Here is a 21,593-nt window from a genome sequence, read left to right as displayed (position 1 = left end):
CTCTTCGCTCTTGGCGTTTCTAAAATTCTTTTTATCTAAATTTTTTCTTTAATATTATTTTAATTTATTTTTTTTAAAAAAAGGTTTATTATGTTTGTTAAAAATGTAAATTTTTATTACAGACAAATCCTTGAAAAATTTGAAAATTCTTATTTTGCAGAGGATTTGACTAAGGTAATTATAGGGATTGATTGTGATTATTTAGATGCTAATGAATTATCCTTTAGTGAGTTTAAGGCAAAATATTATGAAGCTTTAAGCAAGAATAAAATTTGCGACTTTGCTGGATTTTTTGGAGTTTTTAGTGCAAATTTTGTATCTTTGTTTGAAAAAATTCCACTTTCTTCTAAGAAAAATTATGATTTTCCTTTATTTTTATTTGCCAATGCTAAAGCTTATTTGATTTATGAGAAAAATAGTAAGATGTTTTTTAAATTTGGCGCTTCAAAATATTTTGAATATTTAAAAGATGATATTGAGCCAATAAAAACAAAGCAAAAAAATGCTTTTGAAATTTTAAACTCTTTAGAAGATGAAGAAAATGATTTTTTAAAAATGTGCGAAAAAGCCAAAGAATATCTTTTAAGTGGAGATATTTTTCAAGTGGTCTTAAGTAAGCAACTTTGCATCAAGCATCAAGTAAATGCTTTTGACTATTATGAGAGTTTAAGTACTTTAAATCCAAGCGCTTATATGTTTTATTTTCCAAGTAAATATGGTGTTGTTTTGGGTTCTTCTCCAGAGTTTTTATTAAAAATTAAAAAAAGAGAGATTTATTTAGCCCCTATTGCTGGAACTAGAAATTTGGAAAATAACTGTGATCTTTTGGCTTTAGAAAAAGATCTTTTAAGTGATGAAAAAGAACTTAGTGAACATAAGATGCTTGTAGATTTAGCAAGAAATGATGCTTCTAAATTTGGCACTCAAACAAGAGTGGAAAATCTTTTTTCTATTATTAAAAATAAATTTGTAATGCACATAGTGAGTGAAGTGTATGCCAATATGAAAGAAGATGCGAGTATTTTTGATGTGATTGAAGCAGTTTTTCCAGCGGGAACTTTAAGCGGAGCTCCTAAAATAAGAGCTTTAGAGATCACTAGCGAGCTTGAAGATTGCGATCGTGGAATTTATGGTGGTGCGGTAGGATTTTTAAATTTTAACGAAGACATAACTTTAGCGATTTTAATCCGTTGCGCTTTTTTTACTCAAGATAAGGCTTATTTGGCAAGTGGGGCGGGTATTGTTTTGCAAAGTGAGAGTCAAAAAGAATATGCAGAAATTTGTGCTAAACGCAAGGCGCTTTTGGTAGCTTTTGAAAATTTAAAAAAGGAAAATCAATGATACTTTTAATTGATAATTATGATTCTTTTGTTTTTAATGTTAAAAGCATGTTAGAGCAACTCAGCAATGATGAAATTTTAGTAAGAAGAAATGATGCAATTTCTTTGAGTGAAATTAAAAATTTAAATCCTACTCATATTATTTTAAGTCCTGGTCCAAAGCATCCAAGTCAAAGTGGGATTTGTCTTGAAATTTTTAAAGCAAGGCTTAATATCCCTGTTTTGGGCATTTGCTTAGGACATCAAGCTTTAGCTTTAGCTTTTGATTCTTTAGTGGTTAAGATGCAAGAGCCTATGCATGCAAAAAATTCTTTGATAAAACAGTGCAGGGAAAATGAATTATTTTCTAATTTGCCTTCAAATTTTAGTGTAATGCGTTATCATTCTTTAGAGGTTAAACAGCTTAGTGATGAGCTTGAAATTTTAGCCCTTGATGAAAAGGGTGTGATTATGGCTTTGGGACATAAAAATTTACCTTATTATGGTGTGCAATTTCATCCTGAAAGCTATTTTAGTGAATATGGCTTACAACTTTTTTCTAATTTTTTAAAACAAGATATAAAAAAACCACAAAAACAAGAAAATCCTTTAAGTTTTTATTTGCAAAAAATGAGTGAAAATCATTTTTTACAAAGCGATGATTTTGAGCAAATTTGTAAGATTATTATGTCTAAAGATTATGAAATTTTACAAGTAGCGGCTTTGTTGATTTTAATCACTGAAAAGTCTTTAAACGAAAAATCTTTAAGTGCTTTTGTAAGACAAATTTTAAGATATTCTCAAACTTTTAGTGATGAGAGTGAGATGATTGATATTTGTGGAACAGGTGGAGATGGTTTTAAAAGTATCAATGTTTCTACGACTAGTGCTTTTATTTTAGCAGCTTTAGGAGTAAAAGTAGCCAAACACGGAAATCGTGCCATTTCAAGTTCTAGCGGAAGTACAGATGTGTTAGAAGCTTTAAATATAACTACTCCAAACACTTTAGAATCAGTTTTAAAACAACTAAATAATCAAGGGCTTAGTTTTTTACATGCTCCATTTTTTCATCCTTTGGTAGGAGAACTTAAAGAGGTCAGATCAAGACTTGGAGTAAGAACGGTTTTTAATGTTTTAGGTCCTTTATTGCACCCTAATTTAAAGTTAAAATATCAACTTATGGGAAATTATCACGCACCTGTGCATAGGCTTTTGATAGAGGTTTTAAAAAATTTAGGACGCAAAAAAGCTTTAGTGGTAAGAGGAAATGATGGTATGGATGAGCTTAGTATTTGCGATGAAAGTAAAATTTATGAGCTTTGTGAAGGAGAAATTTTAGAGTATTCTATCTGTCCTGAACAATTTGGTTTTAAAAGAGCTTTTCATAGTGAAATCATAGGATCTAGTGCATATGACAACGCTAAAGATTTAAAAGATATTTTAAGCGGTAGAATGCAAGGGGCAAAATTTGATTTGGTAGTTTTAAATGCTATGTTTGCACTTTATACAGCCAATAAAGCAAGTTCGCCTTTAGTGGCTAAAGATATGATTTTAGAAGCCATTTATTCAGGTAAGGTTATAGAATATTTTAAGGAGTATCAAGCTTATGCTAAAGCTTAAAATTTGTGGTATTAAAGATGAAAAAAATGCCAAAGATTTAGCTTTTTTAAATATTGATTTTTTTGGACTTATTTTTGCTAAAAGTCCAAGAAGAGTGAGTTTAGAACAAGCAAGAAATTTAAGTGCAATTTTTCATGAAAAAGATAAAAAAGTTGTCGGTGTTTTTGTAGATGAAAATTTGGAACAAATTTTAAGATGTATTAAAGAAGCTAAGCTTGATGGGATACAAATTTATCGCACTATTACCAAAGAAGAATTTGAAATTTTAAAGGTGCAAAATGTTTTTGTTTGGCAGGTGATTAGTGTGGAAAATAGTTTAGATTTAAAAAGTGAAATTTTTGCTAATTTAGTACTTTTTGATGCTAAGGGAATTTTAAAGGGCGGTAATGGAATAAGTTTTGATTGGACTTTATTAGGTTCTTATACTAAAGATTTTATATTAGCCGGAGGCATAGGTTTGGATAATGTTCATAAGGCTGTAAAAACGGGAGCTAAAATTTTAGATCTTAATTCAAAACTTGAAGATGAAAAAGGCTTAAAAGATATCAACAAAATAAAACAAATTTTAAAGGAGTTGAAAAAATGAAAAAAGCGTATTATGGGGATTTTGGTGGGCAGTTTTTGCCTGAAAGTGCAATGTTTGCTTTAAATGAGCTAGAAGGTGCTTTTTTGAAATTTTCTAAAGATAAACTCTTTAAAAAAGAATTAAACGAACTTTTAAAAACTTATGTAGGGCGTCCTACTCCACTTTATTTTGCTAGAAATTTAAGCAAAAAATATCAGCATGAAATTTATTTAAAACGCGAGGATTTAAATCATACCGGAGCACATAAAATCAATAATGCCATCGCTCAAGCCCTTTTAGCAAAAAAAATGGGAAAGAAAAAAATCATAGCAGAAACAGGAGCAGGTCAACACGGGCTTGCAACAGCCACTGCAGCAGCACTTTTAGGACTTGAATGTGAAATTTATATGGGGGCAACCGATGTGCAAAGACAGGCTTTAAATGTTTATAAAATGGAGCTTTTGGGTGCTAAAATTCATGCAGTACAAAGTGGGCTTAAAACTCTAAAAGAAGCTACTACTGCGGCTATTCAAGCTTGGGTTGGAGATATTAAAAATATTTTTTATGTGGTTGGAAGTGCGGTAGGTCCTTATCCTTATCCTAAAATGGTAATGCATTTTCAAAGTATTATAGGAAAAGAATGCAAAATGCAACTTCAAAAACTCAATAAAAAAGTAGATTATATTATCGCAGCTGTTGGGGGTGGAAGCAATGCAGCTGGGATTTTTTATGATTTTATCAAAGATGAAAATGTTAAACTTATAGGTATTGAAGCAGGGGGGCTTGGCATTGATACGCCTTATCATGCAGCGACTTTAAATAAGGGAAAAACAGGCATTATTCACGGTATGAAAACCAAGGTTTTACAAGATGATTTAGGCAATATCTTGCCTGTACATAGTGTTTCTGCAGGGCTTGATTATCCAGGAATTGGTCCTTTGCATGCTTTTTTATTTGAAAGCAAAAGAGCGCAATATCATGCTATAAGTGATGAAGAATGTATGCAGGCTTTAAAATTACTTTGTAAAGAAGAAGGTATTATTGCAGCGATTGAAAGTTCGCATGCTTTGGCATTTTTAGAAAAACTTTGTCCAACTTTAAAAAAGAAAAGCGTGATAGTAGTAAATCTTTCAGGCAGGGGAGATAAAGATATGCAAATGATTAGAGATTATAAAAAAGGGGTGATTTATGGTTGATTTTAGAAAATTTTATAAAGAAAATGCAAATGTGGCTTATACGGTTTTAGGTTATCCAAATCTTCAAACAAGTGAAGCTTTTTTGCAAAGATTGGATCAAAGCCCTATTGATATTTTAGAACTTGGTGTTGCTTATAGTGATCCTATTGCCGATGGTGAGATTATTGCAGATGCGGCAAAAATAGCTCTTGATCAAGGCGTGGATATTCATAGTGTTTTTGAGCTTTTAGCTAGGATAAAAACTAAAAAAGCTTTGGTTTTTATGGTTTATTATAATTTAATTTTTTCTTATGGCTTGGAAAAATTTGTGAAAAAAGCAAAATCTTTAGGGATTTGTGCTTTGATTGTGCCTGAATTGAGTTTTGAAGAAAGTGATGATTTAATTAAAGAGTGTGAAAGATATAATATAGCTTTAATTACACTTGTAAGTGTTACAACCCCTAAAGAAAGGGTTAAAAAGTTAGTAAAACATGCTAAAGGTTTTATTTATTTATTAGCAAGCATAGGTATTACAGGTACGAAAAGTGTCGAAGAAGCAATCTTACAAGATAAAGTAAAAGAAATCAGATCTTTTACAAATTTGCCTATTTTTGTAGGCTTTGGCATTCAAAATAATCAAGATGTAAAAAGAATGAGAAAAGTTGCTGACGGAGTGATTGTGGGAACTAGCATAGTAAAGTGTTTTAAACAAGGAAATTTGGATATAATAATGAAAGATATTGAAGAAATTTTCAAAAAATAAAATTTTAAAACATATTTTTATTTTATATTTACTATAATTTTAAATTAAGTTTTTTATAAAGGTGGTAGTTATGTTAAAGATTCTTGAGTATTCCATCACTCATTTTTGCGAGCATATCTTAAGACTTCGCATTGAAGCAGCTCAAGATATAAGCGGTGAACTTTATGGAGCGAGTATTCCTATCATGGGCAAAAGCGAAGGAGAATGTAATTTTTATTTATTTTTTCCAAAAGAATTTTTAAAAAAAATTGCAGAAATTTTAATTAATGATGAAAAATTTAAAGAAGATGACTGGTGCGATTTAACTAAAGAATGTGCCAATCAGATTATAGGTTATGCTAAAAATTTGTTAAATGATGCCAAGGGTGATGACGAGTATAAACTCGGAATTCCGGAATATTTAGGAAAAGTTGATTTTTCTGAAATAGTTCTAGATGAAGCTTTAACTTATAAATTTGAAAATTGTTATTTTAGAATAGGATATTGCAAATAATGAGCGATGATATAGAGTTTAACATTCATCATGGGCTTTTACAATCTTATGAAGATATCTTAGATATTACAGTAGATTTTGTAAGCGAGCTTGGAACTACAAATATGAGTGTAGCGGAGCTTTTAAAACTTGAAGTAGGTTCGGTTATTGATCTTGAAAAGCCTGCTGGAGAAAGCGTTGAGCTTTATATCAATAAAAGAATTTTTGGCAAAGGCGAGGTTATGGTTTATGAAAAAAATCTCGCTATAAGAATTAATGAAATTTTGGATTCTAAGACTGTGCTTCAATACTTTAAAAAAGAAATTTAAATGAGATTGCTAGTATTATTTTTTTTAATTTTACCTTTATATAGTGTTGAGCTGATTAGTTTTAATATCTACGATAGAAATGATCGAGTAGATTTAATGCTTTCTTTTGATAATGCCTATAATGGCAAGATTTCTCAAAAAAAAGAAAAAAATTTAACTCTTTTAACTTTTAGTGATTTAACGTATTCTAAAGATGAATTAAAAGAACTTAACTCTCAACTTGTAGATAAAATTAGTATTAGTTCTAAAAATAATAATACCTATATTATACTACAAAACAAACAAAATATTAATTTAGAACTTAGCTCTATCAATGATAAATTTGGAGTAAGGATACGAGCTATAGAGCAAGGAAAAGCAAATATCGAATCTGTACCTACAACTACTGTGAATAATTCTCAAGAATTAATGCCTAAACCAAAAAGTACAAGTTTAGAAGGGTATGATTATACAAATTATATCTTAGTAATGCTAATTTTAGTTATTTTGTTAATAGTGCTTTGGTGGTTTAAAAAGACTATGGTTTATAAAAATAACAATGTTTCTAGAGATTTTACTATGATTTTCCAAAGATTTTTAGATAAAAATAATCAACTTGTTATTTTTGATCACGCTAATAAACGTTATACAATGATAATAGGTAATTCCAATGTGCTTTTAGAAAGTGTTGAAATTCCAGAGGAACAAACAATAAAACATACAGAAAAAACAGAGAAAAATTTTGATTCTTTTTTTGAAGAGAATAAAAAAAGAATTCAAAATCTTATAGAGCAGCGTCAAAAAGGTAAAAAATCTTAAATTTTTTGATTGATTGCTAATGCTATGGTAGCTGGTTTTGCAATTTTTTTGAGCTCATCTTTGGGTAAATTAAGAATTTTGTTTTCTTGATATATATAAAGAGTATTGTTTGCAAAAGCAAAATCAATCTTATCTTCATTTGTGCTTAAAGTTTTAGCTAAGCACAAAATAAAATTAAGCCATGAAATGGTATGAATATTGGGTAAAAGTTGTTTATAGGGTTCAACATTATAAGGATTAACTTTTTTTCCATTAAGCTTAATAATACTAGCAATTAAAGCTTTTTCTTTATGCGAAAATCCATAATTTAATCCACCTAGTACAAAATGAGCAGAGTGTTCATTAGCAAAATAGAAATTTAAATATTCTCCAATATGGCATAATTTGGCAGCATTTAGTAAAGTATGCTTATAGTTATCGTTAAGTTTATGAAGATTTTTAAGGGTTGTAAAAATTTGCAGAGCAAAATGTGGAGTTTTATTTTTTTGTTTTGATTGTAAAAATTTATCTTGCAAACATTTTAAACTAGGATTGAAATTTGGTGGAAATGTGATTTTAGGACGAAGTAAATCTTGCAAATAAACTCCTTCTCTGATTCCAACCCCACTCGTGATAACTTGTTTGGCTTTTATTTTTTCCGCAATCTTTAAAAAAATAAATATACCCTCTTTAATGGTATCAAAACGATCCTTTTTTATGCCAAAATTGATTAAAGAGTCTAAGTTTGAATTAAAAATTTTTAAAATATGCCCTTTTTCTTCATCTAGCATATAGCGAAAATCATGTAAATTTTTCAGTGGATAGGAATTTTTTTGCATGATGGAATTAGATATTGCTCTTAAGCTTCCACCTATTGCAATAAGGTTTTGATTGCAAAATTCTTTAGGAATTTGTTCTAAAATTGGTTTTATAAATTCTTCTAAAGAATCCATTTTTCCAGTATCATAGAACAATTCTTTTAGCCTAACAGTGCCAATATCAAGAGATATGCAAGAAATAATTCTATTATTTTTTATTAAACACAATTCACTAGAACCACCACCTATGTCTAAAGTGGTTCCATCCTTAAAAGGACTTAATAAATTTAGAGCTGCAAGACCACCTAAGTAACTTTCGCTTTTTCCATCTATACAGCGTATATTTAAAGACAGATTATCTTTGATTCTTTTAATGAAATTTTTTGAATTTGGGGCATCTCTTAAGGCTGATGTGCCTACTATAAATATTTTTTTGCACTTATGCTTTAAAGCGCATTGTTTGAAAAAAGCTAAGGCATCTTCGGCTCTTTGCATGGCTTCTTCTTGGAGAATTTTGCCATTATTATAAGCATTTTCTCCAAGTCTTACTTTGCGTTTGTATTCGCAAGTTGTATAAAAACCATATCTAGAAGTTTTTTCAAAAATCACCATTCTAATGGAGTTTGAGCCAAGATCAACAACGGCTGTTTTTTTTGCCATTAAAATTCTCTATCTCTATGTTTGAGTTTTAATTCTTCTATAGTTTCTACATTATCAGGATCAGGAATGATACATTCATATGGGCAAGCAACAATACAGGCAGGCTCTGAAAAATCATTAACGCACTCTGAACAAAGATCAGGGTCTATTACATAAATTGGACTATTTTCATAAATAGCTTCATCAGGACATTCTTCTCTGCAAGCATCACAACATACGCAGTCTTTTGTAATTAAAAGAGACATCATAACCTTTCAAAAATTTAAAAAATAATTTTAGTTTATACAATAACCAAACTTAAATAAAATATAAAAATAGAAATAAAGATAAATTTTTTGCACCGAAGGTGCAAAATTGTTAAGATTTTTTAGGGAAGCAGAAACGGTATCCTCTACGACGAACTGTTTCTATGGTAGATATATTTAATGGTTTATCCATTTTTTGACGAATTTGATTGATAGCTACTTCGATAACATTTGGAGTTACTAGCTCAGGTTCTTCCCAGATGGCATCTAAAAGTTGTTCTTTGGATACAATTTGATCCGAATGTCTTGCTAAGTGCGTTAAAACTTCAAAAGGTTTTCCTTTAAGTTCTATATCTTGATCTTTATAAGTAATTTTTTCCTCATCTGGATCAATAACTAAGTCTTCAATTTTAATAACATTGGTTCCGCCAAGTCTTAGTCTTGCTTCAATTCTTGCGAGTAGAATATCAAAATCTAAAGGTTTTGTAACAAAATCATCAGCTCCAGCTTTCAAAGCTTTGATTTCTGTTTCTTTGTCTGTTTTTGAAGACATAATCATAACTGAAGTTCTTGGAGATTTATGCTTAATAGTGTTAACAAGTTCCGCTCCATCTCCATCAGGTAAAGTCCAGTTTGCTAAAACTAAATCATAATGTCTAATGCCGATAAAGTATTCTCCATCTTTAAAATTTTCAGAAGAATCAGTTTGATAACCAAATTCATTAAGATTGTCTATAATTGTTTTATTTAGGCTAATCTCATCTTCTATAACTAAAATTCTCATTTGTTCTATCCTTATTAAGAAAAATTTAAAGAATTATATCATAGCTTAAGTAAATGTTTAGATATCTTTAAAAAAAAATTAATATTTTTTTTTCAATTTAACCCCAACTGTAGCATTTTTTATTATATGGGGTTTGAAAATTTTTATGTTAAGATTGGTTAAATTGGGAAAATCTTTTTTTAAATTTAAGCTTACAAAGTCTAAAGACTCTTCAAGGGTGTAAAATTCTTCTTTTTGATACCATGTTTTAATTTTGGTAATTACTTCTGCATAATTTAAAAATTCATTTGCTTTAGCTTTAAGCTTGATAATAATTTTTTGTTTTTTCCTTCTTTCGAAATCTAATATACCAATGATACACTTAAAGTGAAATTTTATTTTTATATGACTTTGCATTCTTCTTTAAAAATCAATCTTTTAATATTAGGTAGATGTTTATATACTATAATAAAAGCGATAATGAAAACGGGTGCATGTGTATGAATTTCTAAGTCATAATTAAATATAAAAGAACTTACAACAAAAGCAAGTAATGCTGCTAAAGAAGCTAACGAAGATATTTTAAAAATTTTTCCTATAACTACCCATACAATAAATGCTGTAAGCACTTCCAATGGAAGCAAAACTATCATAGCACCTGCTCCTGTTGCTATGCCTTTCCCTCCTTCAAATAACAAGTAAATTGAAAAACAGTGTCCCAAAATAGCCAAAACTGCCACGCTCCAAAGCAAAGCTTGATCATAATGAAGAAATTTCAAGGTTAATAAAGGAATAGCTGCTTTTGCAAAATCTAAAATTATTGTAGCAATGGCAAGTTTTTTTGCTAGTTTGGGATTTTTTTCTTTTACTACTCTTAAAACATTGGTTGCTCCTATACTTTTTGAACCTTCTTTTTTGATATCAGTTTTAGCAAAAAATTTAGCTAGAATCAGTCCAAAAGGGATTGAACTTAAAAGATATATAAAAGCGTAAATTATTAAATTTTCCATAATATCCTTTTCAAATCATCTTAAAATTTTAAGATTTATAACCAAAAATTATATCTTATAAAAATAAATAAACAAAAAAATAATTTTTAAGATAAAAATAGTATTAATTAATTGTAAATATTTTTTAATAATATTTATCTTTATTTAAGCTCTAAATAATTATTATTTTATTTTAATTTATCTTTAATAGGAGTTTATAAATGAAAGTAAAAGCATTGCTAATCGCATCCTTAGTTGCTTTTTCAAGCTTAAATGCTGCAAGTCTTATAGATGAAGCTAAAAATTCAGGTCTTGTTGCCTTGCCAAAAGATCAAAAAGGTGTTGATGAAATTTTAAAACAAAATGGAGTAAAGGCTAGTGAATTTACTCTTGAAAAAGCAGAGCTTGGCAAAAAGCTTTATTTTGAACCACGCCTTTCAAAAAGTGGTATCATTTCTTGTAATACCTGTCACAATGTAGGACTTGGTGGAACAGATGGGGTTAGTACTGCAATAGGTCATAAATGGACAGCAAATCCCCATCATTTAAATTCACCAACAGTTTATAATGCGGTTTTAAATAATACTCAATTTTGGGATGGTCGTGCAGGAACATTAGCCGATCAAGCTAAAGGTCCAATCCAAGCTGATCCTGAAATGGCAACTCCTGCTAAACTCGCAGTAGAAAAAATTTCATCATTGCCTGAATATGTGAGTGAGTTTAAAAAAATCTATGGTAAAAGTGGTGTAAATTTTGACAATATTGCTGATGCAATTGCAAATTTTGAAAGAACCTTGATCACTCCATCTCGTTTTGATAAATTTTTAGAAGGCGATGAAAAAGCTTTAACAAAAGAAGAGCAAAAAGGCTTAAAGCTTTTTATAGACAAGGGTTGTGTAGCTTGTCATAATGGTGTGAATTTAGGTGGCAATATGCAAGCGTTTGAAGTTGCTGGTAAATATAAATTTGCAAATTTAGGTGATTTTAAAGGTGATGCAAATGGCATGGTAAAAACTCCAACTTTAAGAAATGTTGCTGAAACTGCTCCATATTTTCATAATGGCGCTATTTGGAATCTAAAAGATGCTATTAAGGAAATGGGTAGTGTGCAACTTGGCATTAAAATTTCTGATAAAGAAGCAAAAAGTATTGAAACTTTCTTAAAATCCTTAACAGGAACAAAACCAGCAATTGTTTATCCACAACTTCCTATTTCTACTGAAAAAACTCCTAAACCTGAACTATAAGGTTCCAAACAAGCTCTATTTTTAGAGCTTGTTTAAATTTCTTTATCTTAGCTTTGTTATAATTGTCTTTAAATTTTGCTAGAAAGGTTTGCAATGAGACTTTTTGGAACTGATGGAGTTCGTGGAAAAGCGGGTGAATTTTTAGATAGTTTTTTGGCTATGCGTTTAGCAATGGCTGCGGGTATTTATTTTAAAGATAAAAGTATTACTAATAATATCTTAGTAGGAAAAGATACAAGAAGAAGTGGCTATATGATAGAAAATGCTATTGTTTCAGGGCTTACTTCTATAGGATATAATGTTATACAAATTGGTCCTATGCCAACTCCTGCGATTGCATTCTTAACTGAAGATATGCGTTGTGACGCAGGGATTATGATTTCAGCTTCTCACAATCCTTATTATGATAACGGTATTAAATTTTTTGATGCTCATGGAAATAAACTCAGTGAAGATATAGAGAAAAAAATAGAAGAAATTTATTTTGATGATAAGCTTATACAAGCCTCTAAGGTAGATATGGAAAAAATTGGTCAAGCAAAAAGAATTGATGATGTTATAGGAAGATATATTGTTTCTATTAAAAATTCTTTTCCAAAAGATCTTACTTTAAAGTCTTTGCGTGTTGTTTTAGATGTGGCTCATGGGGCAGCTTATAAGGTAGCACCTACTGTTTTTAAGGAATTAGGCGCTGAAGTTATAGTAATGAGTGATAAACCTAATGGACTTAATATCAATGAAAATTGTGGAGCTTTGCATCCTGTAAACTTAGCTGCTGAGGTAAAGCGTTTGCGTGCAGATGTGGGCTTTGCTTTTGATGGTGATGCAGATCGTTTGGTGGTTGTAGATGAAAAAGGCGAAGTGGCTAATGGGGATAGTTTATTGGGCGTATTGGCACTTTATCTTAAAGAACAAGGTAAATTACAATCAAGTGTTGTGGCTACTATAATGAGTAATGGTGCTTTAAAAGAGTTTTTAAATAAACATGGTATAGAACTTGATACTTGTAATGTTGGCGATAAATATGTGCTTGAAAAACTAAAAGCCAATGGTGGAAATTTTGGTGGAGAACAAAGTGGGCATATTATTTTTAGCGATTATGCAAAAACTGGAGATGGTTTGATAGCTGCCTTGCAATTTAGTGCTTTAATGCTTTCTAAGAAAAAATCTGCAAGTTCTATTTTGGGTCAAGTTAAACCTTATCCTCAGCTTTTAATCAATCTTAAAATTGCAGAAAAAAAAGATTTAGATAAAATTAAAGGTTTAAAAGAATTAAAAAAAGATTTAGAAAATAAAAATATTAATACCTTATTTCGCTATTCTGGAACAGAAAATTTGATAAGACTTTTACTAGAAGCCAGAGATATTAAGCTCTTAGAAAAAGAAATGAAAAATGTTGTGGAGTTTTTTAAGAAAGCTTTAAATGGCTAAAACTTTTAAATTTATTTTTTATTTTTGGGGTGCCTTTGTTTTGGTTTTTGCCCTTGATCAATGGGTAAAATCCTTAACTTTAGCAGGATTTAGATGGCAGAGTGAATACCTAGATTTAACTTATGCTCTAAATACAGGCGTAGCTTTTTCAATGTTGAGTTTTTTAGAACATAATTTAAAATATTTACATCTTGCTTTAATTGGCGTGCTTTTTATTTATCTTTTTTGGCAAAGAACACTTTTAAAAACTCATAGCATAGCTTTTGGAATGATGCTTGGTGCCGGCGTTTCAAATTTATTGGATCGTTTTATACATGGAGGTGTAGTGGATATGTTTTTTTGGCATAAATGGTTTAATTTTGCTATTTTTAATGTTGCAGATGTCATGATAAATATAAGTGTGGCTTTGATTTTAATACAAGAAATATTTAAAAAAAGGAAAAAAGATGACAGAATGGATTAATGATTATTATTTTTGGATTAAATGGGTGCATTATTTGGCATTTGTTTCTTGGATGGCGGGTCTTTTTTATTTACCTCGTCTTTTTGTGTATCATGCTGAACATAAAGACAATAAAGGTTTTGTCGAGGTTGTAAAAATTCAAGAAAGAAAGCTTTATTATTATATACAAACTCCTGCAATGATTGTGACTTTAATCACAGGAAGTTTAATGTTGCATGCTCATAAGGAAGTTTTAATGGTAGGTGCGGGTTTTATGCATGTTAAACTTACCTGTGTTACACTTTTGATTATTTTTCATATACATAATTATTATTGTTTAAAAGCTTTAGCAAATGATACTTCTACTAAAAGTGGAAAATATTTTAGAATTTATAATGAATTTCCAACTATAATGTTTATTATCATCGCTTTAATGATGGTTGTTCGTCCCTTTTAGTTTGTCTCCGCTTTTAAATTCCATACTAGCGGAGTTAAGCGGATCAATATTTTCTTTCATGATATCGATATAATCTTTATTTTTAAGACGCTTATCATCTCTAAATACTGCGCGCACAAGATCCATTCCTGTGTAAAAATCTTTCATTAAAACCACAAAAAGATATTGACCAAATTCAGTTGCGATTAAAGCATTTTGATCTTTTATGATGGCACCACTTGTTTTAAGTCCTAAAAGTTCTATGAAAAGTTCTTTTTCGAGATTGCAATTTAGAGTTTTATTAAATTTATCAATTTCTATTTTCCCTGAAAAAATTTCAGTTAAAAAGACATATTTGATAATTTCTTTTTTATCAAAACAAGCTTTGGCTATATTAGCATTTTGTTTTTCTTGTATAAATTTAGCATAATCATTTAGATTAAATGCATTGATTAAAAGCTCCCCATCTAAAAAGCTAAAAGCTCCGCTGCCTACTCCTAGGTATTCATGATGAGAACTGACATATTCGTCATTAAGCTTGTTTTTTTCTAAAGAAAAACTCCAACCATTGTTTTGGGTATAGTCTTTAAAAAATTCTCGTATGATTTGATAATAAGTAAATTCATTATCTTTAATGCTCACTCCTAGACTTTTAGCGATATTATCTTTGGTAAGATTTGATTTCATTAAAGGATAGGTTGTGATTTGTTGCGGGGCTAAATTTTTAGCAATTTCTAAGTCATTTAAAAGTTGTTTTTCGTTTTGTCCTGGAAGATTGAAAATAAGATCTATACTAAAAATAGGTAAAATTCCTAAAGCTTTTGAAATTTTTTCTTGAAGTTCTTTAGATGAACCAAATTTATTATATCTTGCCACTTTTTTCAAAGTTTCATCATCAAAACTTTGAATCCCGCAACTTAAACGATCAATTATACCTTTAAACATAGAAAGCTTATTTGGATCAATATGATTTGGATCGCTTTCGCATGAAATTTCTTTTATATTAAATAACTTTTTACAAAGTTCTAAGGTTTTTAATAATTCCTCTTCATCAATCAGTGTTGTACCACCACCCACATACATGGAGGTAAAATCAAAACCTTTATCTTTCATGATTTTAATTTCTTCTCTAAGATTTTGAAAATATACTTTGGCTAAATTTTCATCATAATAATATTTATGAAAGCTACAATAAGGACAAAAGGTATGGCAAAAAGGTACATGAGCATAAAGCATATAGCTTTTGTCTTGTTTTGGAATTTTTTCTTTGGGTTGTTTTAAAAGTTCGACATTGAAACCTTTTTGAAGGGATTTTTCCATCATAGTATGAGAGTATTTTAAAGCTAAATTTTGAAATAAATTCATAAGTGGCCTATATATTAAAATATTTAAGACATAACTTTATCAATTTTTAGCTAAAATAGGAGTAAATTTTTTATTTCTTAAATAAAAAATGGGATTAAGTTTTTAAATTATTTAAAAAGGATATAAAATGGATAAAGCCAAAATTGTTCAAAATTTAAATGCTTTGTTTAAACAAAGAGCAGAGTTTTACTCTTATTTTGATGAAAATATTGCCAAAATCAATAATACTGAAGTATTTGATTTTAAGAATGCTAAAAATTTAAATCCAGAAGAGGTATATAAGCAATTTTATCATTTTGATTATGCTATAAGAAAATTATTGCCTGCTATTTACAAGGCTTATGAAATTACAGATGCAGATTTAGACAAAGATTTTTAATTTATTTAGAGAATAGAACAAACTATTCTCTAAAAGACATATCTAAATTTTTTGATTCTTCTTTTATATTTTTACTCGTATCTTCACTTTGCTCAAATCCTCCACCAAATGCTTTGATTACATCTACTATGGAATTGGCATAAGAATATTTAGTATTATTAAAAGCAACGGCAGCATTAAGCCAATTTTGACGTGCTTCTAAATAATCTTGCAAAGACATTTCTCCTATATCATAGCGTTCTTTAGCAATTTCATAGATTCTTTTGTAAGATTGTTCGCTTGCTTGTGCATTATCGTATTGTAAGCGTATAGTTTTTCTAGCTACTAAAGCATAGCGAATTTCTCCAAAAGCAGTAATCAAAGTATTTTGATAATTTACAAAAGCTTCATCTTTATTAAGCTTAGCTAAATTTACATTTTGGTAAATTTCACCCCAATGAAAAATAGGCAGAGTAAAGTTTCCACCTATATTCCAAGTCTTAGAACCTCCTTTAACCAAGGTATCTAAATCCCCACTTTCAAATCCCAATAATCCTGTTAAAGAAAGGCTAGGTAAGAAAGCCGTGCGGGCTACTCCAACAAGATAATTTTGCTGAGTTAATTTTTCTAAAGAAGAGCCAATATCTGGACGTTGAAGCAAGATGGTACTTGAAATTCCAGTTGGAATGTCAAATTCTTTAAGATTAAAAACTTGATAGCTTTGATTTTTGTAAAGTATGTCATTTAAATCATTTGAAGTTAAAATTTTTAAAGCTTTAAGGTAATTTTCTTTATTTAACTTTGCTTCATTATATTGCAAAGCCATACTTTCTAAGTTGGCTCTTGCTTGAGCAAGTTCATATTCACCTACAGCACCAACTTGAAATTTTTCATCATTAATCCTATAAATTTCTTTTGCCGATTCATAGGTTTCTTTAAGAGCATTTTCATTTTCATAAGCATTTGCAAGATTAAAATAAGTTTGAACTGTATTTGAAATAACAGAAAGTCTTGCAGCTTCATAATCATACTCACTTGCTTTAAAGCCTGATTTTGAGGCGCGATATGTATCGCGATATTTTCCCCAAAGATCGATTTCATAGCTTAAATTAAGTCCCATTTTAAAATCATTACCGTAACTTACTTCCCCAGTTCGATTGCTTGGAGCATTTATAGCTGTTTTTGCACGACTTCCGCTTGCACTACCATCAAATTTTGGCAACAAACTGCTAAAATCTATACCTAATTGAGCAGCAGCTTGTTCCATGTGTATGAAAGCAAGTTTTAAATCATTATTATTTTTAAGTGCTAAATCAACCACTTTATTTAAATTTTCATCATCAAAGTCTTTCCACCAATTTTTTGTGATAGAGCTATTGTTTTCTTTTTCCCAGGATAAGGCTCCAAGCTTATTATCAATGCTATAGTTTGCTTCGGGAATATTTAAATTTGGACTTAAAGAGCAAGCTGAAATCAAAAGAGTAAAACTTGCTATAGCGCTAATTGAAATTATTTTATTCATGAACCTTACCTCTTTTTTTATCTAGCCATTCATTAAAATTTTCTAAAAGATAGAAAAATAAAGGCACAAAGAATATCGCTAAAGTTGATGCTGCGATCATTCCACCAATAAGCCCTGTTCCTAAAGAGTGTCTTGAAGCACTTCCTGCTCCTGTTGCGAAAATCATTGGCAAGACCCCAAAAGTAAATGCCAAAGAAGTCATTATGATAGGACGAAAACGAAGTTTTGCTGCTGCAACAGCTGCTTCAAAAACCCCTTTACCTTTTTTAAAGCGCTCTTCCATTGCAAATTCTACGATCAAGATAGCATTTTTAGCTGAAAGTCCAATCAAGAGCAAAAGTCCTGTTTGAAAATATATATCATTGCTAAATCCTCTTAAATATACCAATAAAAATGATCCAAATACCGCAAAAGGCACAGCTGTTACAACTGCTAAAGGTATAAGCCATCTTTCATATTGGGCAGCTAGGATTAAAAAGACAAATACCATGCCTAAAGCAAAAGCATAGCTTGCTGTTCCTTTACTAGAAACTTCTTGATAAGCTGATCCACTCCAAGCTATCGAATAATCATCCCCTAAAGTTTCTTTTGCTACTTGAGCAATCGCTTCTATAGCTTGGCCTGAAGTATAACCTGGTGCGGGTTGACCTTGAACTTGTGCTGCTGGGAAAAGGTTGAATCGTTTTACATCATCAGGCCCTGAACTTCTTTGTAAAGTTAAGAAAGAATCAAGTGGTATCATTTTTCCATCATTTGATCTTACAAAAATATTTTTTAACGCATCTTGTGTATTTCTAAAATCACCTTTTGCGCGGATATTTACTTGGAAATTTTTACCTAGCATAGAAAAATCATTAACATAATAAGTGCCTATAGTTGCATTCATCGTGTTAAAAACATCTTGCATGTTAAGATTGTAGTGTTTTAATTTATCTCTATCAATTATAAGCTTGTATTGAGGGAAAGTTGTATCAAGGGTTGTTCTTACTCTTGATAGCTCTTTTCTTTGGTTGGCCACAGCAACAAGTTTATTTACATCTTTTTGTATTTCATCATAGCTTTTTCCGCTTTTGTTTTGAACATACATTTCAAAACCGCCTGTGATACTTAATCCAGGTATAGGAGGTAAGCCTATAAATACACTTGAAGCATTGCGATCAAAAGCAAATTTTTTATTAAGTTCGGCTATAATTTGATCAGCGCTTACATTTCTATCTTTCCAATCTTGCAAACCTATAAACATTGCAGCGGCATTTTCTTTGAGTGAACTTGTAAAAAGATCAAATCCTATCATAGCCATTGCATCTTTAACTCCATTAGTTTTTAAAACTTCTTGGCTTATGTGATCAACCTCTGAAATTGTTCTATGGAGTGCTGAAGCTGAAGGAAGATTAATAATGCTAATCATCAAACCTTGATCTTCTTCAGGAACTAAAGAATTTGGTACTGCTTTATAGAGATAAAAAATTGCTCCAAGCATAATACAAAAAATTAAAACAAAACGAATGGTTCTTTTTAGGATATATGCTACTCCTGCGCTAAATACAGAGGTACTCCAATCAAAAAAATCATTAAATTTCTTTACAAATTTAAATGGCTCTCCTTCATTGCGTCGCAAAAAGAGTGCACATAAAGAAGGTGTTAAGGTAAGAGCAACAAAACCTGATATGGTTACAGATATAGCTAAGGTAAGAGCAAATTGTCTTTGAATCTCTCCAACAAAACCTGATATAAAAGAAACTGGTACAAAAACAGCACAAAGCACAAGAACAATTGAAATAACCGGAGAGCTAACTTCTTGCATCGCTTGGATAGCAGCATCTTTTACGCTTATTTGCTCATTTTCATGTAAAATCCTATCAATATTTTCCACAACTATAATCGCATCATCTACAACGATCCCTATGGCTAAAATTAAAGCAAAAAGCGTAAGCAAGTTAATACTAAAACCTAAAACATAAAGTCCAGCAAAAGTTCCTAACAATGAAACAGGTACAGCTATCATAGGAATAAGTGTTGCACGGAAATTCTTTAAGAACATATACATAACAATGATAACTAAAATTAGAGCTTCAACAAAAGTTTTAACAACTTCTTTGATTGATTCTATTACAAATTTTGTTGTATCGTAAGGAATTTTATATGTTAAACCTTTTGGAAAATTTTTTGAAAGTTCTTGCATTTTGGCTTGAACAAGTTCTGCTGTATGCAATGCGTTTGCCCCTGATTGAAGATTGATCATAATTGGAACTGCATCATTGCCATTTAATCGTCCTTGTGAGCTGTATTGTTGTGATCCTATTTCCACATCAGCTACATCTTTAAGTCTTAAAAATGATCCATCATTATTTGTTCTTAAAATAATGTTTTCAAATTCACTAGGATTTTGTAGTCTTCCTTGCATAGTGATTGAATAAACATAAGGGGATTTTTGGGTTACAGGTTCTTCGCCAATTTTACCAGTTGCGTATTGGGCATTTTGGTCATTAACCGCAGAAATTACATCAGTAGCTGTGATTCCAAATTTATTTAATAAATCAGGCTTGAGCCAAATTCTTAAAGAATAATTACGATTTCCTATAGCGTTTGCATCTCCAACTCCTGGAACCCTTTTTAACTCATCTAAAACATTTAAAGTGATATAGTTATATACATCTACTGCACTCATTGAGCCATCACTTGAATACATAGAAATTGCAGCAAGTGTTGTTGAGGAAGTTTTTCTAACTGTTACTCCAAGTTTTTTAACTGCATCTGGCATTTTTGCAGTTGCGGCTGAAATTCTATTATTAACATCTATGGTGGCTTGATCAGGATCTGTACCGATATCAAAATAAACAGTCAAACTCATAGTTCCTGAAGAACTTGAAGTTGAATCCATGTAAATCATATTATCTGCGCCATTGATTGCATCTTCGATAGGACTTGCAACTGTTGAAGCAATGGTTTGTGCATCAGCTCCTGTGTAAGTTGCACTTACTTTAACTGTAGGAGGGGTTAAAGAAGGATATTGTTCTATAGGTAAATTTGTAAGACCTATAGCTCCAGCTAAAGAAATGATAATTGCAACAACTGAAGCAAAAACAGGTCTTTCGATAAAAAATTTAGAAAACATTATTGTGCTCCAATTTCTTTAACTTCGCTACCAACTTGAATTTTTTTAAAGTTATCTAAAATGATTTTATCGCCATTTTGCAATCCTTTGTCAATAATGGCATATTCATTGTTTTGGTAGCTTATATGTACAGAAGATTTTTCTACTTTTCCATTTTTAACAAGAAGAACATAAACATCATTTTGATTTTGTTTAACAGCTATTTGAGGCACTTTAAAGCCATTTTTTTGTATAAAACCTTCTGAAGTAATTGTTGCAAAAGCACCTGGTAAAAGTGTTGAGTTGTTGTTGTCAAATATAGCTTTGGCTTTTACTGTTCCACTATTAGCATCTATAACAGAATCAATAAAATAAAGTTTGCCTTGAACGGTTTCTCCATTAAGATTTAAATTTGCATGAATGCTGTCTAAATCCCATTTTCCACTTTGAGTATTGCGGACTAAATTTAGTTTATCTGTATCTGAAATAAAGAAATCTGCGTAAATAGGATTTAAATTTGTAACTCTAACTAGTTCAGTTGTTGAAGCACTTACATAATCTCCTATATTAACTAAAGCATCTCCTATAGTACCATCAAAAGGAGCTTTTATTTCGGTATGATCTAGATCAATTCTTGCATTTGCAAGCTGTGCTCTAGCACTTGCTAGACTAGCTTTTGAATTGTTAAATGTAGCAAGAGAAGAGTCGTATTCCTTTTGAGAGATTGCACTTTTACTAAAAAGAGCTTTAGAACGATTAAAATCCTTGCTTGCATTTTCGAAAGTTGCTTTAGCCATCAAAGCTTGTCCGTAAGCCGAATCAACACTAGCTTTAAATTTATCTTGTTCTATAATAAATAATGTTTGTCCTTTTTTTACTTTATCTCCAGCTTTAAAAAGTTTATTTTCTATTACGCCACTAACTTGAGGTTTTATAATGACATCATAATCACTGACAAGTTTAGCAGGGTAAGTAAAACTAAGTGGTAAATCTTCAGATTTAGCACTCATGGTTGTTACAGGTTGAGGCGGCATTTGTATTTTTGGTGCTTCTTCTTTGCTGCAAGCAGTGAGTAAAAGCACAACACCTAAAGCTAAAATAGTATTTTTTTGAAATAATTTCATGGTTTTGCCTTGAAAAATTAAATTAAAAATTGTAATATTTATTACAAAAATTTTTGGCTAATTATATCTTAATTTTGGT

General features: G+C 30.4%; 22 protein-coding genes. 13 read left to right on the top strand and 9 right to left on the bottom strand.

The features are described from left to right. The first annotated feature begins 90 nt into the window (after positions 1 to 90). The 8 genes from AJ882_RS07350 to AJ882_RS07315 all read left to right on the top strand — a co-directional run bounded on the left by AJ882_RS07350 (position 91) and on the right by AJ882_RS07315 (position 7,041). Positions 91 to 1,341, top strand: coding sequence for an anthranilate synthase component I family protein (locus tag AJ882_RS07350; protein ID WP_002867763.1), 1,251 nt, complete (start codon positions 91 to 93; stop codon positions 1,339 to 1,341). Further along, positions 1,338 to 2,939: an anthranilate phosphoribosyltransferase gene (trpD, locus tag AJ882_RS07345; RefSeq protein ID WP_002867764.1), complete on the top strand. Its 1,602-nt coding sequence runs from the start codon at positions 1,338 to 1,340 to the stop codon at positions 2,937 to 2,939. The genes AJ882_RS07350 and trpD overlap by 4 nt, the downstream gene beginning before the upstream one ends. Continuing rightward, entirely contained in the window at positions 2,926 to 3,525 is a 600-nt protein-coding gene (locus tag AJ882_RS07340) for a phosphoribosylanthranilate isomerase (protein WP_002858740.1), read from the top strand. The genes trpD and AJ882_RS07340 overlap by 14 nt, the downstream gene beginning before the upstream one ends. Continuing rightward, positions 3,522 to 4,700 (top strand): tryptophan synthase subunit beta, encoded by a 1,179-nt coding sequence (gene trpB, locus AJ882_RS07335; RefSeq protein WP_002854204.1) that lies wholly within the window; start codon positions 3,522 to 3,524, stop codon positions 4,698 to 4,700. Before AJ882_RS07340 ends, trpB begins: the two co-directional genes overlap by 4 nt. Beyond that, the gene (gene trpA / locus AJ882_RS07330) at positions 4,693 to 5,442 is read left to right on the top strand and encodes a tryptophan synthase subunit alpha (protein WP_002854645.1); all 750 of its coding nucleotides are present in this window, start codon (positions 4,693 to 4,695) and stop codon (positions 5,440 to 5,442) included. Before trpB ends, trpA begins: the two co-directional genes overlap by 8 nt. A gap of 70 nt (positions 5,443 to 5,512) precedes the next feature. After that, complete coding sequence (locus AJ882_RS07325; protein ID WP_002854524.1) at positions 5,513 to 5,935, top strand: chemotaxis protein CheX; 423 nt, start codon at positions 5,513 to 5,515, stop codon at positions 5,933 to 5,935. Beyond that, positions 5,935 to 6,243: a flagellar motor switch protein FliN gene (gene fliN / locus AJ882_RS07320; RefSeq protein ID WP_002824739.1), complete on the top strand. Its 309-nt coding sequence runs from the start codon at positions 5,935 to 5,937 to the stop codon at positions 6,241 to 6,243. The genes AJ882_RS07325 and fliN overlap by 1 nt, the downstream gene beginning before the upstream one ends. Continuing rightward, positions 6,244 to 7,041: a hypothetical protein gene (locus tag AJ882_RS07315; protein ID WP_002867766.1), complete on the top strand. Its 798-nt coding sequence runs from the start codon at positions 6,244 to 6,246 to the stop codon at positions 7,039 to 7,041. Here the strand turns inward: AJ882_RS07315 and AJ882_RS07310 are convergent. The 5 genes from AJ882_RS07310 to plsY all read right to left on the bottom strand — a co-directional run bounded on the left by AJ882_RS07310 (position 7,038) and on the right by plsY (position 10,516). Next, the gene (locus AJ882_RS07310) at positions 7,038 to 8,498 is read right to left on the bottom strand and encodes a Ppx/GppA phosphatase family protein (RefSeq protein ID WP_002867767.1); all 1,461 of its coding nucleotides are present in this window, start codon (positions 8,496 to 8,498) and stop codon (positions 7,038 to 7,040) included. The two genes, AJ882_RS07315 and AJ882_RS07310, sit on opposite strands and share 4 nt — an antisense overlap. Continuing rightward, positions 8,498 to 8,743, bottom strand: a complete 246-nt coding sequence (locus tag AJ882_RS07305; RefSeq protein WP_002854647.1) for a YfhL family 4Fe-4S dicluster ferredoxin — start codon at positions 8,741 to 8,743, stop codon at positions 8,498 to 8,500. Before AJ882_RS07305 ends, AJ882_RS07310 begins: the two co-directional genes overlap by 1 nt. A gap of 112 nt (positions 8,744 to 8,855) precedes the next feature. Beyond that, positions 8,856 to 9,527 (bottom strand): homeostatic response regulator transcription factor HsrA, encoded by a 672-nt coding sequence (gene hsrA / locus AJ882_RS07300; RefSeq protein WP_002851101.1) that lies wholly within the window; start codon positions 9,525 to 9,527, stop codon positions 8,856 to 8,858. Positions 9,528 to 9,605: 78 nt separating this feature from the next. Next, positions 9,606 to 9,923 carry a dihydroneopterin aldolase gene (locus AJ882_RS07295; protein WP_002867768.1) on the bottom strand — a complete coding sequence of 106 codons (318 nt, stop codon included), beginning with the start codon at positions 9,921 to 9,923 and terminating at the stop codon, positions 9,606 to 9,608. Beyond that, positions 9,908 to 10,516 (bottom strand): glycerol-3-phosphate 1-O-acyltransferase PlsY, encoded by a 609-nt coding sequence (gene plsY / locus AJ882_RS07290; RefSeq protein WP_002867769.1) that lies wholly within the window; start codon positions 10,514 to 10,516, stop codon positions 9,908 to 9,910. The genes AJ882_RS07295 and plsY overlap by 16 nt, the downstream gene beginning before the upstream one ends. Positions 10,517 to 10,716: 200 nt before the next feature. Here plsY and AJ882_RS07285 point away from each other — a divergent pair, with 200 nt between their 5' ends. The 4 genes from AJ882_RS07285 to hemJ all read left to right on the top strand — a co-directional run bounded on the left by AJ882_RS07285 (position 10,717) and on the right by hemJ (position 14,072). Next, entirely contained in the window at positions 10,717 to 11,742 is a 1,026-nt protein-coding gene (locus AJ882_RS07285) for a cytochrome-c peroxidase (protein ID WP_002854298.1), read from the top strand. A gap of 93 nt (positions 11,743 to 11,835) precedes the next feature. Next, positions 11,836 to 13,173 (top strand): phosphoglucosamine mutase, encoded by a 1,338-nt coding sequence (glmM, locus tag AJ882_RS07280; protein ID WP_002854369.1) that lies wholly within the window; start codon positions 11,836 to 11,838, stop codon positions 13,171 to 13,173. Then, positions 13,166 to 13,636 carry a signal peptidase II gene (gene lspA, locus AJ882_RS07275; RefSeq protein ID WP_002858678.1) on the top strand — a complete coding sequence of 157 codons (471 nt, stop codon included), beginning with the start codon at positions 13,166 to 13,168 and terminating at the stop codon, positions 13,634 to 13,636. The genes glmM and lspA overlap by 8 nt, the downstream gene beginning before the upstream one ends. Continuing rightward, the gene (gene hemJ, locus AJ882_RS07270) at positions 13,620 to 14,072 is read left to right on the top strand and encodes a protoporphyrinogen oxidase HemJ (RefSeq protein WP_002854237.1); all 453 of its coding nucleotides are present in this window, start codon (positions 13,620 to 13,622) and stop codon (positions 14,070 to 14,072) included. The genes lspA and hemJ overlap by 17 nt, the downstream gene beginning before the upstream one ends. On the opposite strand, the gene AJ882_RS07265 is transcribed toward hemJ, so the two are convergent. After that, the gene (locus AJ882_RS07265; RefSeq protein ID WP_011049669.1) at positions 14,046 to 15,416 is read right to left on the bottom strand and encodes a coproporphyrinogen III oxidase family protein; all 1,371 of its coding nucleotides are present in this window, start codon (positions 15,414 to 15,416) and stop codon (positions 14,046 to 14,048) included. The genes hemJ and AJ882_RS07265 overlap by 27 nt on opposite strands. 127 nt (positions 15,417 to 15,543) lie before the next feature. On the opposite strand from AJ882_RS07265, the gene cmeU reads away from it, so the two are divergent. After that, positions 15,544 to 15,795: a CmeU family protein gene (gene cmeU, locus AJ882_RS07260; protein ID WP_002857293.1), complete on the top strand. Its 252-nt coding sequence runs from the start codon at positions 15,544 to 15,546 to the stop codon at positions 15,793 to 15,795. 22 nt (positions 15,796 to 15,817) lie between these two features. Here the strand turns inward: cmeU and cmeC are convergent, their stop codons facing one another. The 3 genes from cmeC to cmeA are packed head-to-tail and all read right to left on the bottom strand — an operon-like array spanning position 15,818 to position 21,514. After that, on the bottom strand, positions 15,818 to 17,296 hold the full coding sequence (gene cmeC, locus AJ882_RS07255) for a multidrug efflux transporter outer membrane subunit CmeC (RefSeq protein ID WP_002867771.1): 1,479 nt from the start codon (positions 17,294 to 17,296) through the stop codon (positions 15,818 to 15,820). Beyond that, positions 17,289 to 20,411 (bottom strand): multidrug efflux RND transporter permease subunit CmeB, encoded by a 3,123-nt coding sequence (cmeB, locus tag AJ882_RS07250; protein ID WP_002867772.1) that lies wholly within the window; start codon positions 20,409 to 20,411, stop codon positions 17,289 to 17,291. Before cmeB ends, cmeC begins: the two co-directional genes overlap by 8 nt. Next, positions 20,411 to 21,514 (bottom strand): multidrug efflux RND transporter periplasmic adaptor subunit CmeA, encoded by a 1,104-nt coding sequence (gene cmeA, locus AJ882_RS07245; protein WP_002859458.1) that lies wholly within the window; start codon positions 21,512 to 21,514, stop codon positions 20,411 to 20,413. Before cmeA ends, cmeB begins: the two co-directional genes overlap by 1 nt. Positions 21,515 to 21,593: the final 79 nt, after the last annotated feature.

The sequence above is a fragment of the Campylobacter sp. BCW_6461 genome, assembly GCF_001762735.1.
Lineage (GTDB): Bacteria > Campylobacterota > Campylobacteria > Campylobacterales > Campylobacteraceae > Campylobacter_D > Campylobacter_D jejuni.
The sequence above is the reverse complement of the archived record's forward strand: the minus strand, read 5'-3'. Positions and strand labels throughout refer to the sequence as shown.

Bases quoted from the DNA above. Each gene is read 5' to 3' on its own strand.
- lspA (WP_002858678.1), top strand. From the start codon at position 13,166: ATGGCTAAAACTTTTAAATTTATTTTTTATTTTTGGGGTGCCTTTGTT.
- hemJ (WP_002854237.1), top strand. From the start codon at position 13,620: ATGACAGAATGGATTAATGATTATTATTTTTGGATTAAATGGGTGCAT.
- cmeA (WP_002859458.1), bottom strand. From the start codon at position 21,514: ATGAAATTATTTCAAAAAAATACTATTTTAGCTTTAGGTGTTGTGCTT.
- hsrA (WP_002851101.1), bottom strand. From the start codon at position 9,527: ATGAGAATTTTAGTTATAGAAGATGAGATTAGCCTAAATAAAACAATT.
- AJ882_RS07310 (WP_002867767.1), bottom strand. From the start codon at position 8,498: ATGGCAAAAAAAACAGCCGTTGTTGATCTTGGCTCAAACTCCATTAGA.
- AJ882_RS07315 (WP_002867766.1), top strand. From the start codon at position 6,244: ATGAGATTGCTAGTATTATTTTTTTTAATTTTACCTTTATATAGTGTT.
- trpB (WP_002854204.1), top strand. From the start codon at position 3,522: ATGAAAAAAGCGTATTATGGGGATTTTGGTGGGCAGTTTTTGCCTGAA.
- cmeB (WP_002867772.1), bottom strand. From the start codon at position 20,411: ATGTTTTCTAAATTTTTTATCGAAAGACCTGTTTTTGCTTCAGTTGTT.
- AJ882_RS07265 (WP_011049669.1), bottom strand. From the start codon at position 15,416: ATGAATTTATTTCAAAATTTAGCTTTAAAATACTCTCATACTATGATG.
- AJ882_RS07350 (WP_002867763.1), top strand. From the start codon at position 91: ATGTTTGTTAAAAATGTAAATTTTTATTACAGACAAATCCTTGAAAAA.
- fliN (WP_002824739.1), top strand. From the start codon at position 5,935: ATGAGCGATGATATAGAGTTTAACATTCATCATGGGCTTTTACAATCT.
- AJ882_RS07340 (WP_002858740.1), top strand. From the start codon at position 2,926: ATGCTAAAGCTTAAAATTTGTGGTATTAAAGATGAAAAAAATGCCAAA.
- glmM (WP_002854369.1), top strand. From the start codon at position 11,836: ATGAGACTTTTTGGAACTGATGGAGTTCGTGGAAAAGCGGGTGAATTT.
- cmeU (WP_002857293.1), top strand. From the start codon at position 15,544: ATGGATAAAGCCAAAATTGTTCAAAATTTAAATGCTTTGTTTAAACAA.
- AJ882_RS07285 (WP_002854298.1), top strand. From the start codon at position 10,717: ATGAAAGTAAAAGCATTGCTAATCGCATCCTTAGTTGCTTTTTCAAGC.
- AJ882_RS07295 (WP_002867768.1), bottom strand. From the start codon at position 9,923: ATGCAAAGTCATATAAAAATAAAATTTCACTTTAAGTGTATCATTGGT.
- AJ882_RS07325 (WP_002854524.1), top strand. From the start codon at position 5,513: ATGTTAAAGATTCTTGAGTATTCCATCACTCATTTTTGCGAGCATATC.
- AJ882_RS07305 (WP_002854647.1), bottom strand. From the start codon at position 8,743: ATGTCTCTTTTAATTACAAAAGACTGCGTATGTTGTGATGCTTGCAGA.
- trpD (WP_002867764.1), top strand. From the start codon at position 1,338: ATGATACTTTTAATTGATAATTATGATTCTTTTGTTTTTAATGTTAAA.
- trpA (WP_002854645.1), top strand. From the start codon at position 4,693: ATGGTTGATTTTAGAAAATTTTATAAAGAAAATGCAAATGTGGCTTAT.
- plsY (WP_002867769.1), bottom strand. From the start codon at position 10,516: ATGGAAAATTTAATAATTTACGCTTTTATATATCTTTTAAGTTCAATC.
- cmeC (WP_002867771.1), bottom strand. From the start codon at position 17,296: ATGAATAAAATAATTTCAATTAGCGCTATAGCAAGTTTTACTCTTTTG.